The following is a 15,397-nucleotide window of genomic DNA, read 5'->3' on the forward strand; positions in this document are numbered from 1 at the left end:
CCGCAACGGCGCTGTACCCGGACGCCGTGGTCCGGCGGTGCCCGACAACGCAGCACCCGGGCGGTGCCGACAACACGGGCACCGCTTCTCGGGTACTTGCGATCAGTGCCGCTTCCGGCGCGTGGGGGCGCTCCCCCCGCAGTCGAGAAGGCCCTCAACCCCGCGCAACCCAGCGGAGCGGCTCCGCAGCAAGGAGCTGTGCGCCTGGCGCGGGGAGATTCCGGCCGGCACCAAGGCGCCCGCGCACACCGTCAACCGTGAGGAGATCTTTCATCTGCTCGTGGGCGAACTGCTGATCACCCTCGACGGCCGCACCGACCGCATCGGCGCGGGCGACACGGTGATCATCAATCCCGGCGCCACCCTGGCCGTGGAGAACCCGACCGATCACACCGCGCTCTCCTGGGTCACCACCTCCGTCGGCCTGCAGGCGGAGCTGGCCGACGGCACCCGCATCACGCCGCCCTGGGCCAACTGACCGACGAGGAGCCGCCGCCACGCCCCAGCGCCCCCGGCATCACCGCCCTGGGCCCGAACTTGGCCCGTGCGCGGTCCGCGACCTCCTCGATCCGGCGGACCCGCTCGTCCACGGGGTCGAAGGTGAGCTGGTGGGAGGCCTGGTCGGCCGGAGCCAGGCCCTCCGCGCGCAGGGCGAGCGCGCGGACCCGGGCGCGCTGCAGGCCGAGCGCCTCGTACATGCCGTAGGCCGACCTGGTCAGGGCCGCCGAGTGCGCGGTCGGCTCCTTCAGGGTGCGGCTGCGGGTGGTCGAGGAGCGGTCGGCGTAGCGCACGGTGAGGGTCAGGGTGCGGCAGACCTTCCGCACCGCGCGCAGCCGGGCGCCCAGCTCCTCGGCGGCGGACAGCAGCGCCCTGCGGTGCCGGTCGGGATCCAGCTCGTCGAGGTCGAAGGCGCGTTCCGTGGCCAGCGACCGCGAGACGGCGTTCGGCACGACCCGGTCCCGGTCGATGCCGCTCGCCTTCTCGCGCAGCTCACGGCCGGCCTTCGCGCCGATCAGCCGCTGGAGCGTGGACAGCGGCGCACCGGCGACCAGGCCCAGGGTGTCCAGGCCGTACTCGCTCAGGGTGCGGGCGGTCGCCGCGCCGACGCCGGGCAGCGCGGACACGGGCCGCTCGGCGAGGAACTCCGCGATGCCGTCCGGGTCCTCGGGCACCACACACGTCACCCCGGGCCGGGCGTCGCGCAGCGCCACACGGGCCAGCACCGGCCCGGGACCGGCGCCGATCACACAGTCGACGCCGTGCAGCGCGAGGGCCCGCACCCGGATCACCGAGGCCAGCTCCACCGCGCTGCGCCCGAAGTACCGCTCGGCACCGCGCAGATCGGCCAGCGCCCCGTCCGGCGGCAGCGCCTCCACGACCGGGGTGAAGTCCTCCAGCAACCCGAGCAGCCCCGGCAGGGCCGCCTCGTGCATCGGCGGCAGCTGGAAACGTACGCAGAGAATGGTCATCCCGCACTCCCCGGACTCTGGTGCCACAACTTCCGTACGGCAGCAGGCCCTTGTGCGGCCTCCTGCCCCGCGGGCCGCAGATCGGCCCACGGATGCATCTGGTATCCGGTCGACAGCTGGATCCGCCGTCCACCGGTCGGATCGTCGCCCGCGCCCTCGGCCACGGGCTCCGCGAGCCGCGCCGCCACCTCGTCGAGACCGCCCTCGGCACGCAGCTCGACCAGCTCGGCGAGGTTCCAGGCGGCGGACCCCACCACACTCAGACTGCGCGGACCGCGCCGCTGCACCACTCCCCGCACCAGCAGCAGCCACGAGTGGAAGACGGTGTGGGCGCACGCGTCGTGCGAGTCGTCGAAGAACGCCAGGTCGACCAGCCCCGTGCCGTCGTCCAGCGTGGAGAAGATGACCCGCTTGCCGGAGCGGATCGGCGGGGTCTGGGTGGCCGCCTTGGCGCCCGCGACCAGCACGGTCTCACCGTGCCGCGCCTCGCGCAGCTGCCGCGCGGAGACCACGCCCAGCTCCTTCAGGAACTCCCGGTGGTCGTCCATCAGGTTGCGCGAGGCGTCCATGGACAGCACACCCAGCTCGGCGCTGAGCCGTTCCGCCGACGTCAGATCCGGCAGCCCCGCCGGCGCGGTCTTCCGCCCGCCCGCCAGCGGCAGCTGCCCACCCCCACCGCCCCGGGCACCCCGGTGCAGCTCGGTCAGATGCAGTTGCAGATCGCGCCGGTTGGCACCGAAGGCGTCCAACGCCCCCACCTGGGCGAGCCGCTGTGCCAGCGGCCGGCTCGGCCGCGCCCGCTCCCAGAAGTCCACCAGGGAGGAGTACGGCTGCCCGTCCGCGATCCTCTTCGCCTCGGCCTCGCTGATGCCGTGCACATCGGAGAGGGCGAGCCGCAGCCCCCACACCCCCGACTCGGACTCCAGTTCGATCCGATGGGCGACCCCGGACACATTGACGTCCAACGGCAGGATCGGCACCCCGCGCCGCCGCGCGTCCGCCAGCAGCAGCCGCTTCGGATACATCCCGGGGTCATGCGTGAGCAGCCCGGCGTAGAAGGCGGCCGGGTGATGGGCCTTCAGCCAGGCCGACTGGTAGGTCGGTACGGCGAAGGCGACGGCGTGCGCCTTGCAGAACCCGTACGACCCGAAGGCCTCCACGATCTCCCAGGTCCGCCGAATCGTTTCCTCCCCATACCCCCGAGCCGCCGCCTGCTGCGCGAACCACACCTTGATCCGCCCCTGCGACTCCGGGTCGGACAACCCCCGCCGCACCCGGTCGGCCTCACCACGCCCGCACCCGGTCATGATCGCGACGATGTCGATGACCTGCTCGTGGAAGACGACGACGCCGTACGTCCCCCGCAACGGCTCCTCCAGGTCCGGATGCGGATAGCGCACCGGCGCCCGCCCGTGCCGCGCCTCGATGAAGGGCCGCACCATGTCGGCGGCGACGGGCCCGGGCCGGAACAGCGAAATGTCGACAACCAGATCGTGAAAGGTACTCGGCTGCAGCCGCCCCACCAGATCCCGCTGCCCGGGCGACTCGATCTGGAAGCACCCCAGCGTCTCGGTGGACCGAATCAGCCGATAGGTCTCCGGATCCCCCGCCGGCACCGCGTCAAGGTCGATCCGCTCCCCCGTCACCCGCTCCACCTCGGCGACCGCGTGCGCCATGGCCGACTGCATCCGCACGCCCAGCACATCGAGCTTGAGCAGCCCGAGGTCCTCCACGTCCTCCTTGTCGAACTGCGACATCGGCAGCCCCTCACCGCTGGTCGGCACCACCGGCGTACGGGCGAGAAGCGAGGCGTCGGACAGCAGCACCCCGCACGGATGCATGGCGACCCCGCGCGGCAGGGCATCGAGCGCCTCGACGAGCTCCCACAGCCTGCCGTACCGCTCCCCTTCCCGCTGAAGCTCCCTCGCGAGCTGCTTCAGCTCGGGCAGCTCCTCCAGCGCGGCGCGCGCGTCCCGGGCCCGGATGTGCGGAAAGGACTTGGCCATCCGGTCGATCTCACCCGGATCCATGGACAGGGCGGCACCCACATCCCGGATGGCATGCCGCACCCGATAGGTCTCCGGCATGGACACGGTCGCCACCCGCTCGGTACCGAACCGGTCGATGATCGCCCGGTAGACCTCCAGCCGCCGGGCGGACTCCACATCGATGTCGATATCGGGCAGCACCACACGCTCCTTGGAGAGGAAGCGCTCCATCAGCAACCCGTGCTCGACCGGATCGGCGTGCGCGATACCCAGCAGATGATTGACGAGGGAGCCCGCCCCGGAACCACGAGCGGCCACCCGGATCCCCATCTCCCGTACATCGTCGACCACCTGAGCAACCGTCAGAAAATAAGAGGCAAAGCCATGGTGGGCGATGATGTCCAGCTCATGGTGCATGCGATCCCAGTACGCGCGCCGGCCGCCGTACCCGAGCCGCACCATCCCGGCCACCGCCCGCGAGGCAAGGGCCCGCTGGGCGGAGCGCCGCCCGGCACCCACCAGATGCGCCTCGGGAAAGTGAACGGTCCCGATACCGAGATCCCCCTCGGGGTCGACCCGGCACTCGGCGGCCGTGGCCAGGGTCTGCTCCAGCAGCCGATGGGCGGTGTCCCGCCGATACCCGGCGGCCTCCACCACGCGCTCGGCGACATGCAGCATGGTCTGCGCGTCCTTCAGCCAGGCCTCGCCGGAGTCCAGTTCCCCGCGCGGGTCGATCGGCACCAGCCGCCGCGCGGCATCCAGCACATCGGCAACGGGCCCCGCGCCGGGATCGGCATACCGGACGGCGTTGCTGAGCACCGGCCGGACCCCCTGCTCGGCGGCGAACCCGACGGTACGGGCGGCCAGCCGCAGCGAGCCGGGCCCCGTACCAGTACGCCCATGCCACACAGCCTCCAGCCGCAGCGCATCGCCGTAGACCTCACGCCACGCCCCGAGAAGCTCCGCGGCCCGGTCGGGACGCCCCGCGGCGAGGGCGCGCCCCACGTCCGACCCCGCACCGAGCAGCACGGTCAGGCCGTCGCCATGGTTGTCCGGCCAGGGCAGCAGAGGCAGACCCTCTCCCCCGTGCGCCGCCGTGACGATCCGGCACAGATCGGCCCATCCCCGGGCCCCGTCCCGGGCAAGAAAGGTCACCCGAGGAGCCGACTCGTCCACGAAGGCCCCACCCCGCACCGGCACCTTCCGCCGCGCACACCGCACGGCCTCGGCCTCGCCCACCGCCAGATCCACCCCGAAGACCGGCCGCACCCCCACCCCGGCGCAGGCCTTGGCGAAGCGCACCGTCCCCGCGACGGTGTCACGATCGGTGAGCGCGAGCACGTCCATCCCCCGCTCCGAGGCACGCTCGGCCAGCCGCTCCGGATGGGATGCCCCGTACCTCAGGGAGAACCCGGAGACGGTGTGCAGATGCGCGAAGCCCGGCACACGCACCTCCCGCACTCGTGAGCCCCGAACAGCTCTCGAACATCAGTTCCCAACTTCCACCCCCACCATACCCCCATTCTCGAACGTGTGTACGACGTTCATCAGACAGCCTCCCACCTGCACAAACGCCACAAAAGAACGGTGAGGACATGACACACCACCCGCAGCCCACCCACCCGGCGCGGCGGGCATGACAAAGCCACAGAGGAGAGCGCACGCAAGAGGCCCCCGCACACCACAGGGCATGCGGGGGCCGACGGGAGCGGAGCGTCAGGGCAGCGTGACCCCGTAGTAGCTCAACGCCTCGGTCACCGGCTGGAAGAACGTCGTACCACCGGAGGTGCAGTCACCACTGCCCCCGGACGTCAGCCCGTACGCCACGGTCCCCGCGTACAGCGGACCACCGCTGTCGCCGCCCTCGGCGCACACCGTGGTCTGGATCAGCCCGTAGACGATGTCACCGCCGCCGTAGTTGACGGTGGCGTTCAGCGCGGTGACCCGCCCGCTGTGCGTACCGGTGGTGGAACCCCGCCGGTACACGGTCGTGCCCACGGACGGCGTGGCCGCGCTCGTGATGGACTGGCTGCCCACCGAACTCGGGTGCGAGATCGAGGAGTTGGTGTACCGCACCAGCGCGAAGTCATTGCCCGGGAAGCTGTAGCCGACATTGGTGCCGAGCACCGTGGTGTGGCTGGAGTTGCTGTACCAGGTGGAGGCCACCTGGCCGCAGTGACCGGCGGTGAGGAAGTAGTAGGTGCTGCCGCTGTGCACGTTGAAGCCGAGCGAGCAGCGGTACTGACCGCCGTAGATGGCGTCGCCGCCGGTGATCAGCTTGTTGAACTTGCCGGGGGTGTGCTTGATGGTGAGCGCGCCCGCGTCGGCGCCGGCCTGCCGCTTGATCTTGGCGATCCCGGCCTGGGACACCGTGCTGTCGACGGTGACGACGACACGGTTGGTCTTGCTGTCCACCGCCCAGGCCGTACCGGGTATGTCGGCCTTGAGGACGGCGGAGTCGGCCTTGGTGAGCTGGGCGGCGCTGAACGTGTGGGCGTCACTCGCGTTTGCCGTGGGGGCGGCGAACGCGGCCGCGGCCAGGAAACCGGTGGCCACGGCGATCAGCCGGGTCCGTCTAGCGGTGCCGCTGCCGGAAGTGGTGCGCTTGATCCTCACTTTTCGTTCCCTCCCAGGGGAAGTCGGGGGCCCGCGTGGGGTCGGGGCCCGTGAGGCGCAGCCAGGAGGGGCGCCGGATTCCGCACACGCGTGCCCCCCTGACAAGCGCTGAGGGGGAGTATTCGGCCGAACGACCGGTCGCCACAAGAGTGCCTTTCGGCCGTTGGCTTTTAAACCATCTTTACGCGAACGTCCCCTGACACCGGCTCAGCGCACCCTCACCGCCCGCTCCCCCGCCTCGACCGCCGCGTCCAGCGTGTTGCCGGGCGGCGGGAACGGGCAGATGAAGTGGTCGGCCAAGGCGCACGGCGGGAGTTGGACCCGGTTGAAGTCGACGGTCGTACGCCCCTCGGCGTCGGGCGCGGCCGGGTAGAGGAAGCGGAACCGGAAACTGGTGTCGCCGCTGGTGGCGTCGGCGAACACCGCCCACAGCAGCCCGTCGCCCTGCTGGGCGACCCGCAGCGTCAGCTCCTGCCCGCCCAGGGTGAAGGCGAGCTCACCGGCGAGGGCGAGCCCCCGCTCGCGCCCGTCCGCGTTGCCGACCCGCACGGTGCGGGTGTCGTCGTACGGCGTGAACCGCCCCGGCACCGACCAGCGGCCGTCGTACGGGGTGGCCTCGATACCCTCGAAGGCGCGGCGGGCGGCGGAACCGGGGTCGTAGACCCGCACCCCCCACACACCCTCGCGCACCAGCACGACCAGCCGCTTCTCCCCCAGCGCGACGCGCGCCTCCGCCACCGGCCCGAGGTCGGCGGCGAGCCGTACCTCACCCGCGAACGGCCGCCCCTCCACGCTCAGTCCGTCGGCCTCCACGGCGGTGAGCACCACGCCCTCCCCATCGGCCACCCAGGTCCCGGGAATGTCCGGAAGTCGCCCGTCCGGATGGTCCTCGACCCAGTGCGTGGCGGTCAGCGCGAGCGGCCCGTAGGGCGCGGAGACCTTCTCGACCCGCTGCTCGTGCCACTGCTTCCACGCATCGGCTGCGTCCGTCGTCATGCCGTCGTTCCTTTCATCTGCGATCAGCCTTCCCGTGCCGGGTGTGCCGGCCCGAGATGGGAGCGAAGGGTGGCGCCCTGGTATTCCGTGCGGAACACACCGCGTTCCTGGAGCAGCGGCACCACCCGGTCCACGAACTCCTCCAGCCCGTCGGCCGCGAGCAGGAAACCGTCGGCCGTTCCCTCGCGGACATGGGTTTCGAGGTCGGCGGCGACCGCGTCCGGCGTGCCGACGAAGGACTGCCTGCCGCTCGCCTCGATCACGGTCTCCCGGCTGGAGAGCCCCTTCTCCTCGGCCAGCGCCCGCCATCTCCCGACGCGTGCCAGGGTTTCGCGGTCCCTGCTCCGAGGGGCGATCGCGGGCAGTGGGCCGTCGGGGTCGTGGCCGGAGAGGTCCACGCCCCAGAGCCGCTCCAGCGCGAACCGCGCGTACTGCGGGGTGACCCGTTGCCGTCTGATCCCGGCGGCTCGCTCCTGCGCCTCGGCGGCGGTGTCCCCGAGGACGACGGTGACGGCGGGCATGACCTTCACATCCCGCGGCGCACGGCCGTACGCCGCGAGCCGCCGCCGGACATCGGCGCGGCGGGCGCGGGCCGCCTCCGGGGAGCCGTGCCGGGTGAGGAGCACATCGGCCGTGGCCGCGGCCAGCTCCCGTGCCTCCGCGGACTCGTCGCCCTGGATCACCACGGGCCGCCCCTGCGGTGAACGCGGCAGGCCGAACTCGCCGGCGAGGTCGAAGTGCCGGCCCTGGTGCGTGAACGGCCGGGGCGTCCCCTCGGGTGTCCAGGAGTCCCACAGCAGCTGCGCCACGGTGACGAACTCGGCGGTTCTCGTGGCGCGGGGGGCACGCTCCGGGTGGACGCCGGGGCGGAAGTTCTCCGCGGCGTCCGGCGTGGCCGCCACCCGCCAGGCCGCCCGGCCCCCGCTCAGGTGGTCCAACGTGCCGATCCTGCGGGCGAGTTCGTACGGCTCGCCGAAGGCGGTGTCCACCGTGGCGGCGAGTCCGAGCCGTGCGGTGCCCGCGGCGAGAGCGTTCAGTACGGCGACCGGCTCCGGCCATCCCACCGGGTCCAGGTCGTGCGGCCGCCCCCGGTGCTCGGGCAGCCGCAGACCCTCGTCGAGCAGCAGGAAGTCGAACCGCCCGCGTTCGGCGGTGCGGGCGAGGCGTTCGTAGGAGGGGAACGCGATCCGCGAGCCGGTGCCGGGATCGGACCACACCGCGGTGTCCTCGGCCGCCGGGCACCGGACCGCCAGATGCAGCTGCGGTCGTACGGTCATGGCGTTCCCCCGATCATGACGTTCCCCGCCGGCCCGGCGTCTCTCCCGGTCACCGCGTACTGGTTGGCGGGCCGGGCCAGACCCAGGTGCTCGCGCAGGGTGCCGCCCGCGTAGAAGGTGCGGAACAGGCCGCGGTGCTGGAGCAGTGCCACCGTGCCGTTGACCAGCCGCTCCAGGTCGCGGCCAGGCTCGACGGGCACGAGGTGGAAGCCGTCGGTGACACCGTCGGCGTGCCAGCCGGCGACCAGTTCGGCCAGGTCGACCGGGCCGCCCCGGTACAGCGGCCCCCGCCCGGTCGGCCGCGGGCCCCCGCCCCCGTGTCCGCGCGCGGCCGCGTGCTCGCCGTCGCCGAGGTCGACCAGCAGGCTCACCAGGACCCGCAGGGTGCCCGGGTCCCGCCCGGACTCGGCGGCACGCGCGCGCAGTTCGTCGCGTACGGCGGTGGCCTGCGCCGGGGTCACGGCGCGGACCAGGGCCACGTCGGCGTACCGGGCGGCGACGGCACGGGCCCGGCGCCCGGTGGCGTCGACCAGGCGGACGGGGTGGCCCTGCGGTGGCCGGGGCACGGTCGAGGGGCCGCGGACCGAGAAGGCGGTGCCGGTGAAGTCGACGCGGTGCAGCTTGTCCCGGTCCAGGAAACGGCCGCTGTGCAGGTCCCGGATCTCCGCGCCGTCCTCCCAGCTGTCCCACAACCTCGCCGCCACGTCGGCGACTTCGCCCGCCTCGTCCCACAAGTCCGGGCCGGGCGCCGCGGGTCGGCGGCCGAAGAGCCGGGCCTCGTCCTCACCGGCGGACACGTCGATCCGCCAGCCGGCCCGCCCACGGCTGACCCAGTCCAGCGTCGCCACGGCCGCCTGCACCACGAAGGGCTCGGTGTGGGTGGTGGTGACGGTCGGGACCAGACCGATGCGCCGGGTCGCGGGCGCCGCCCGGGACAGCACGGCGAGCGCATCGGGCCCGGGCCGGGCGAAGGAGTCGTCCAGCGTCACGAAGTCCAGCCCCCCGCGCTCGGCCAGCCGGACCAGCTCGACGTACGGTTCGGCACGGAAACAGTCCGGCAGATCGACGGCGGCGGCGAGATGCAGCGGCCCACGGCCGTACGAGGCGCCCATGTCTCACAGCACCTTCGCCAGAAACGCCCGCGTCCGCTCGTGCCGCGGCCGGTCCAGCACCTCGCCCGGCGGCCCCTGCTCGACGATCCTGCCATCGGCCATGAACACCACCGTGTCGGCGACCTCACGGGCGAACGCGATCTCGTGCGTGACGACGATCATCGTCGTGCCCCGAGCCGCCAGGTCCCGGATGACATCGAGGACTTCGCCGACCAGCTCGGGATCGAGCGCCGAGGTCGGCTCGTCGAACAGCAGCAGCCCGGGCTCCAGCGCGAGTGCCCGCGCGATGGCGACGCGCTGCTGCTGCCCGCCGGACAGTTGCCGTGGGTACGCGTCGGCCCTGTCGCCGAGCCCGACCCGCTCCAGCAGCCGGCGCGCGTCCTCCACCGCCTCCTTGCGGGGCCGTTTCAGCGCGGACACCGGGGCCTCGACGACGTTGTCGAGGACCGTGAGGTGGGGAAAGAGGTGGAAGTTCTGGAAGACGAACCCGATCCGGGTGCGCTGTCGCAGCACCTCGCGCTCGGGCAGTTCGTACAGCTTGTCCCCGGCGCGCCGGTACCCCATCAGCGAGCCGTCGACACTGATCTCGCCCCGGTCCGCCTTCTCCAGATGGTTGATGGTGCGCAGCAGCGTGGACTTGCCGGAGCCGGAGGGGCCGAGCACGACCGTCACCTCACCGGCGCGCACCTGGAGATCGATGCCCTTGAGGACGTCGAGCGGGCCGAAGCTCTTGTGCACCGACCTGATGTCGACCATGACGCTCATCGCGCGGGTTCCCTTTCGAGTGAGGTGCTCAGGAAGGCCAGCGCCGCCCGGGCGGTGGCGTCGTTCTGCCGGAACGCGGCCCCGCCGGTGCGCGGCCGGGTGAAGGCGCCGGGGGTACGGGCATCGGTGTAGGGGCCGAGCGCGAAGCGCCGGGGATGCGGACGCCCGGCGCCGTCGAGGATCCGGCCGTCGCCGGGGTCGACCCGGAGCAGTCCGTCGGGGGTCTCGGCGGCGCCGTCGGCGTGCAGTGCGCGCAGCAGGCGGTCGCGGGCCCGGCCGACGGTGGGCTCGGGCAGCCGGGCCTCGACCAGCGCCCGGGCCTCGACGACGAAGCCCGGCACGGTGGGACTCGTGGCCCGGAACACCCCGTCCGCGGCGGTGACCGTCATGTCGGCGCCGACGAACCTGAGCAGGCCGGCCCGGGACAGCGCGAGCATCTGCCGCAGCCGGGGTCCGGGCGGCCCGGACGCCAGGTAGCTGAAGAATCCATGCCACCACGGGCCGATGTTCCCGAGGCGGACGAGCTGCCCGTAGACGGAGAGCAGCCCGAGGAAGACGCCGAGGTCCGCGCTGTAGGAGGGATCGTGCCGGCGTCTCAGGTCCGCCTCGACATACCCCCGCAGGCCCTCCTGGAAGTCCTCGTGCGAGGCATGGCGCACCCCGTCCAGCGGATGATCGAGCGCGGTGAGGTCGAGCCGGTCGGCCGGATCGGGCACGGCGGCGGCGACCAGCGCCTGCACCTCGGCGGCGTCGCTCGCGGCCGCGTACTTCTCCTCGAAGTCGGCCCAGGCCATCGCGGTACGCTCGGCGTGGGCGGTGAAGAGGCGGTGGTAGTGGGCGAAGCCCAGCTCCTTCTCCACCAGCGGCCACACATCGCGGCGGAAGTCGAGGCCGCCGGGACGGGCCCGCAGGGCCTCGACCTGGGCCGGGCCGAGGAAGCGGGGCAGCGGGGGCCGGTCGCCGGTCCAGTCGTAGCCGATCTTCGCGTGGTACGGCACTCCGCGCCGCGAGCCGACGTGGAGCACCGGCTCCTGCCCCGAGGGAACGTAGGTGTCGCCCTGGTACCGCCCGCCGCGCCCCTCGGTGAGCAGCACCATCAGGTCGACGAAGGCCAGCCCGAAGCCGCGCACGAGAACGGGTTCGCCGGGCCTCAGCGGGGACAGGTCGCTGTCGGCGGTGAAGTCGGGCGGCAGGTGCACCAGGTCGTGCTCGCGGGCGTAGGCGGCCAACTCCGCCTGGTCGCCGTCGAGTTGGGCGTCCAGATGGCCGATGGCGAGGATCACCAGGTCGGCGGGGAGGGGACGCGGGCGGCCCTCCAGCCACACCTGCTGACGGCCCTCGCACGGACCACTGATCCGCAGGGCGCGCCGGGGATGGTGGTGGACGGTGATGCCCTCGGGCAGCTCGGCCCGCGCGCGCTCGTACACCCAGCGCAGGTAGCGGCCCTGGAGCTGCCGGTCGGCGAAGGTGCCGCCGTCGAGGCCTGCCCACTCGTGCAGGGTGGGGCCCTCGCGCACCGGCCCTTCCATGGTCACCGTCTCGTCGGTGAACATGGTGACGTCCTCGGCGTGCGAGTTCATCCACAGCAGCGGGGACTGCTCCTGCCGCCAGATGCGGCCGCCGCCCGGCGGATGCGGGTCGACCAGATGGATGTCGAGGCCCCGGCCGGCGTACAGCTCGGGGGCGTTGGCGGCGATGCGCTCCAGCAGTCCGGTCCCCCGCGGCCCGGCTCCCACGATCACCAGCTGCGGCCTCATCGGGTGTGCTCCGTGCCACGCGCGTAGTGCTTCTCGATGTAGTGCTGTCCGAGGCCGAGAGCCGAGGTGACGACCGCGTACCAGAGGGTCGCGACCATCAGCAGCGGGATGACCTGGTAGGTCCGGTGGTAGATCAACTGGGCGGAGAACAGCAGGTCGTCGACGGCGATGACGCTGACGATCGAGGTGCCCTTGAGGGTGCCGACGAGCATGTTGCCGGCGGGCGGCACGATGGCGCGCATGGCCTGCGGCAGCACGATCCGCCACCAGCGCCGCGACCGGCTCAGGCCCAGCGCCTGGGCGGCCTCGATCTGCCCGCGGTCGACGGAGAGGATGCCGGCCCGGACGACCTCGGCGGCGAAGGCGGCCTCGTGCAGGGTGAGTCCGACGATCGCGACGGCGACCGGGGTGAGCAGGTTGACGGTCCTCACGCCGAACACCTGCGGGTACAGCGCCCCGATGTTGAACCACAGCAGCAGCTGCACCAGGATCGGGATCGAGCGGAACAGCCACACATAGCCCCAACCGACCGCGCGCAGCACGGGGTTGGCGGAGAGCCGGAAGGCGGCGAGCAGGGTGCCCAGGGCGAAGCCGAGAACCATCACGACCGCGGTCAGCCACAGCGTGAGCCAGAGCCCGCGCAGGATGGAGCCGGTGGTGAAGTAGTCGGCGACGACGTCCCACTGGAACGCCTTGTTGCGCAGGACGGAGTTGACGGCGAGGCCGAGCAGCACGAGGACGACGACGGCTGCCGCCCACTGGCCGTACCGGCGCCGCGGGACGATCCGCGGGGCGTTCGCGGGCTCGGGAATGCCCGAGGCGGCGGGGGATGTGGCGAGGGTGTCGGATGACATGCGAAGGCTCCGTGACGCGAAGAGACGTCAGAACACGGGTGGTGCCTTCACACGGACGCGCCGTGCGGCGCGGGTGCGGCCGAGCCCCTCAGCAGGGCCGCCCACCGAGAGTACGTGGGCATTTCCCTTCGCTGTCAAGGCTGTCCGAACTGTGAGCCGTACGTCTCAAGTGAGTTGACGCGGAACCGGATGCCTGTTCCACTTGGCCCATGCATCCACAGCAGTGGCTGGTCACCCGCTCCCACATCGACTTCGGTCGCGTGTGGTCCTCTTCCTGTTGAGCTGACCCCCTGCATGCGCCTGCCCTCCGGGCGGGCGCCCTCGCGTTCTCCCTCTTTCTCCTTTTCCTCGCCTTCACACGCGCACCCCTCCCCTCGCGCTCTGCACCCTTTCCGCTCCCAGGAGACCGCAACCGATGCGCACGCGTCATTTTGTACCTTCTATCTGCATTACGTCGGCCGCCCTGCTCCTCACCGCCTGCGGCTCGGGCGGGGCGGGCACAGCCCCGGTGGCGGCCAAGTCCGACGACGTACCCACCGCCGACGTCGTCTCCGCCGAGAAGAAGGACGAGGCGGCGGCCGGGCTGCTGCCCGCCGGCACCACCCGCCTCACCGTCGCCATCAGCGTCGGCGGCACCCCGCCCGGCACCACGTACCTCTCCGACGGCAAGACGCTGACCGGCCAGGACGTCGACTTCACCAAGGCGGTCGCCAAGGTGCTCGGCCTCAGGCTGAAGGTGGAGCAGGCGAGCTTCGAGGCGATCCTGCCCGCGCTGGACAGCGGCAAGTACGACTTCGGCGCCTCCAACTTCGGCGTCACCGACGAGCGCCGCAGAACCATCGACTTCGTCACCTACATCAACGACGGCCAGGGCTTCGCCACCCGCAAGGACAGCAAACTGACGCGGATCACCGACCTGAAGCAGCTCTGCGGGCTGAACGTGGCGACCGGCGCCGGCACGACCTTCGAGGCCACGTTGGAGGAGAACGAGCACGTGTGCACCGACGCGGGCAGGAAGCCGTACCAGGTGCAGACCTACTCCGAGCCGAGCGCGATCTGGTCCTCGGTCCAACAGGGCCGCAGCGACGTGGTGATGTCCACCATCAACGGCCTGCACTACGCCGTGGCCCACCAGCCGGGCCTGAAGTTCCTGAACGAGTACCACCGCCTGGACGTGGGCTTCGCCTTCAAGAAGGGCAGCAGGCTCACCCCCGCCTTCCGGGCGGCGGTGAACAGGCTGCTGGCCGACGGCACGTACGAGAAGATCCTCAGGAAGTGGGGCACGACGGGCTCGGCCATCGCCAGGTCGCGGATCAGCCCGCCGGAACTGAAGAACTGAGCGGGACGGTCACAGGGGCACCGTCACAGGCCGCAGTCACAGCACGAGCAGCACTCACAGCACTCGCAGCACTGGCAGGCCTCGCAGCACGACAGGTCGCAGTCGCAGTCGCAGTTGGCACAGCACCCCTCGCGCTTCTTGCGCGACCAGGGCCCCTCGAACTCGTCGGCGCAGCACACCTTGCAGGTGCAGCACAGGCCGAGGGCGGCCGCGCAGCCGGCCCAGAAGCCGCGCTTGTCCGGGTGCGGCGGCTGCCCGCCGAAGGGATTGCCGTACGGGTGGCCCGGCGTTTTCGGCGCGTGGTGGCCGGGCGGCGGTCCGAAGGAGGCCTCGGGCGCGTGTCCGCACGCGCGCGTGCCGAACGCGCGGTCCACCGAGCGCTCCAGTTCGTGCACGAGCAGCAGGTGGACCAGCCTGCCGTGGGCGAACTCGGCCTCCCGCAGGGCGAGCCGGATGCCGTGCACGGCGTCGTCGGCGAGCCGGCGGGCCTCGGCCCGGGAGGTGCCGGTGGCGGTGAGGGGGTTCCAGGCGCCCGACGCGGCGTCGGCCTCCTGGTCCTCCACGGCGTCCAGTAGATGCGCGAGCCGCCCGAAGAGCCGGCCGGCCTCCGCGAGCGGCTGTGCGTTGCCCGGCCGTCCGGCCAGCACCGCGGTGTGGGCGAAGGCGGCGGCGGTCGCGCTCTCGGTCGGCTCGGTGACCGTCAGGATCGGGGTGCCGTACCCGGCGAGGGTCTCCAGGCCGAGCTGCCGGCCCGCGGCCTCGACGAGGACGCCGGTGTCGAAGCCGACCGCGGCGCCGCTGTGGGCGCCGGCCCTGCCCCAGCCCGCGGCGACGCGGCGCGCGGCGGCGGCCACGGGCCGGCGGGCCAGCAGCCCGTCCCGGTCGGCGACATGGTCGCGCACCTTCACCGCGGCGAGCACCAGCGAGACGGCGGCGGCGAGCCGGGCGCCCTCGCCCTGGGCGACGGAGGCGGTGCGCATCCCGCGCAGCGCGCACGGCCCGGCCGTACGGCGGCCGTCGGCGGTCCGTCCGGTCTGAGCCTCCGTCAGGACCGATATGAGAAGGCCGTCATAGTTCGTCACGATACGCGCGAGCTGCCCGTGATCGCGGCGCAGGGCGAGGCAGAGCCCGCACAAGTGCGCCATCCACTCGGCCTTGAGGCTTTCGCCGAGTCGATGAGAGCACGGTCTGACGATTCCGAACACGACGATCCCCCGTGGTGTG

At 72.4% G+C, this 15,397-nt stretch carries 12 protein-coding genes; 2 read left to right on the forward strand and 10 right to left on the reverse strand.

Translation table 11 applies throughout. The annotated features are described in order from the left end of the window. Positions 1-121 precede the first annotated feature (121 nt). Entirely contained in the window at positions 122-478 is a 357-nt protein-coding gene (locus tag ACWCQS_RS28340) for a cupin domain-containing protein (protein WP_451007073.1), read from the forward strand. Here ACWCQS_RS28340 and ACWCQS_RS28345 read toward each other — a convergent pair. The 9 genes from ACWCQS_RS28345 to ACWCQS_RS28385 all read right to left on the reverse strand — a co-directional run bounded on the left by ACWCQS_RS28345 (position 456) and on the right by ACWCQS_RS28385 (position 12,834). Further along, positions 456-1,469 carry a DNA polymerase Y family protein gene (locus ACWCQS_RS28345; RefSeq protein ID WP_451007074.1) on the reverse strand — a complete coding sequence of 338 codons (1,014 nt, stop codon included), beginning with the start codon at positions 1,467-1,469 and terminating at the stop codon, positions 456-458. The two genes, ACWCQS_RS28340 and ACWCQS_RS28345, sit on opposite strands and share 23 nt — an antisense overlap. After that, entirely contained in the window at positions 1,466-4,903 is a 3,438-nt protein-coding gene (locus ACWCQS_RS28350; RefSeq protein WP_451007075.1) for a DNA polymerase III subunit alpha, read from the reverse strand. Before ACWCQS_RS28350 ends, ACWCQS_RS28345 begins: the two co-directional genes overlap by 4 nt. Before the next feature lie 270 nt (positions 4,904-5,173). Further along, positions 5,174-6,073 (reverse strand): S1 family peptidase, encoded by a 900-nt coding sequence (locus ACWCQS_RS28355; RefSeq protein ID WP_451007076.1) that lies wholly within the window; start codon positions 6,071-6,073, stop codon positions 5,174-5,176. A 207-nt stretch (positions 6,074-6,280) separates the two neighbouring features. Then, positions 6,281-7,069 (reverse strand): DUF1684 domain-containing protein, encoded by a 789-nt coding sequence (locus ACWCQS_RS28360; RefSeq protein ID WP_451007077.1) that lies wholly within the window; start codon positions 7,067-7,069, stop codon positions 6,281-6,283. Between the two features lie 23 nt (positions 7,070-7,092). Continuing rightward, the gene (locus ACWCQS_RS28365) at positions 7,093-8,346 is read right to left on the reverse strand and encodes an NtaA/DmoA family FMN-dependent monooxygenase (protein ID WP_451007078.1); all 1,254 of its coding nucleotides are present in this window, start codon (positions 8,344-8,346) and stop codon (positions 7,093-7,095) included. Further along, positions 8,343-9,458, reverse strand: coding sequence for an LLM class flavin-dependent oxidoreductase (locus tag ACWCQS_RS28370; protein WP_451007079.1), 1,116 nt, complete (start codon positions 9,456-9,458; stop codon positions 8,343-8,345). The genes ACWCQS_RS28365 and ACWCQS_RS28370 overlap by 4 nt, the downstream gene beginning before the upstream one ends. 3 nt (positions 9,459-9,461) lie before the next feature. Continuing rightward, entirely contained in the window at positions 9,462-10,223 is a 762-nt protein-coding gene (locus ACWCQS_RS28375) for an amino acid ABC transporter ATP-binding protein (protein WP_451007080.1), read from the reverse strand. Continuing rightward, positions 10,220-11,980, reverse strand: a complete 1,761-nt coding sequence (locus tag ACWCQS_RS28380) for an FAD/NAD(P)-binding protein (RefSeq protein ID WP_451007081.1) — start codon at positions 11,978-11,980, stop codon at positions 10,220-10,222. The genes ACWCQS_RS28375 and ACWCQS_RS28380 overlap by 4 nt, the downstream gene beginning before the upstream one ends. Continuing rightward, positions 11,977-12,834: an amino acid ABC transporter permease gene (locus tag ACWCQS_RS28385; RefSeq protein WP_451007082.1), complete on the reverse strand. Its 858-nt coding sequence runs from the start codon at positions 12,832-12,834 to the stop codon at positions 11,977-11,979. The genes ACWCQS_RS28380 and ACWCQS_RS28385 overlap by 4 nt, the downstream gene beginning before the upstream one ends. A gap of 415 nt (positions 12,835-13,249) precedes the next feature. On the opposite strand from ACWCQS_RS28385, the gene ACWCQS_RS28390 reads away from it, so the two are divergent. Continuing rightward, positions 13,250-14,173, forward strand: a complete 924-nt coding sequence (locus ACWCQS_RS28390; RefSeq protein ID WP_451007083.1) for an ABC transporter substrate-binding protein — start codon at positions 13,250-13,252, stop codon at positions 14,171-14,173. Between the two features lie 23 nt (positions 14,174-14,196). On the opposite strand, the gene ACWCQS_RS28395 is transcribed toward ACWCQS_RS28390, so the two are convergent. Further along, entirely contained in the window at positions 14,197-15,378 is a 1,182-nt protein-coding gene (locus tag ACWCQS_RS28395; RefSeq protein WP_451007084.1) for a DUF5685 family protein, read from the reverse strand. Between the last annotated feature and the right edge of the window lie 19 nt (positions 15,379-15,397).

Source organism: Streptomyces sp. NPDC002076 (assembly GCF_053593835.1).

Coding starts and splice junctions, on each gene's coding strand:
- ACWCQS_RS28345 (WP_451007074.1), bottom strand. CDS start 1,469: ATGACCATTCTCTGCGTACGTTTCCAGCTGCCGCCGATGCACGAGGCG.
- ACWCQS_RS28360 (WP_451007077.1), bottom strand. CDS start 7,069: ATGACGACGGACGCAGCCGATGCGTGGAAGCAGTGGCACGAGCAGCGG.
- ACWCQS_RS28365 (WP_451007078.1), bottom strand. CDS start 8,346: ATGACCGTACGACCGCAGCTGCATCTGGCGGTCCGGTGCCCGGCGGCC.
- ACWCQS_RS28370 (WP_451007079.1), bottom strand. CDS start 9,458: ATGGGCGCCTCGTACGGCCGTGGGCCGCTGCATCTCGCCGCCGCCGTC.
- ACWCQS_RS28375 (WP_451007080.1), bottom strand. CDS start 10,223: ATGAGCGTCATGGTCGACATCAGGTCGGTGCACAAGAGCTTCGGCCCG.
- ACWCQS_RS28380 (WP_451007081.1), bottom strand. CDS start 11,980: ATGAGGCCGCAGCTGGTGATCGTGGGAGCCGGGCCGCGGGGGACCGGA.
- ACWCQS_RS28385 (WP_451007082.1), bottom strand. CDS start 12,834: ATGTCATCCGACACCCTCGCCACATCCCCCGCCGCCTCGGGCATTCCC.
- ACWCQS_RS28390 (WP_451007083.1), top strand. CDS start 13,250: ATGCGCACGCGTCATTTTGTACCTTCTATCTGCATTACGTCGGCCGCC.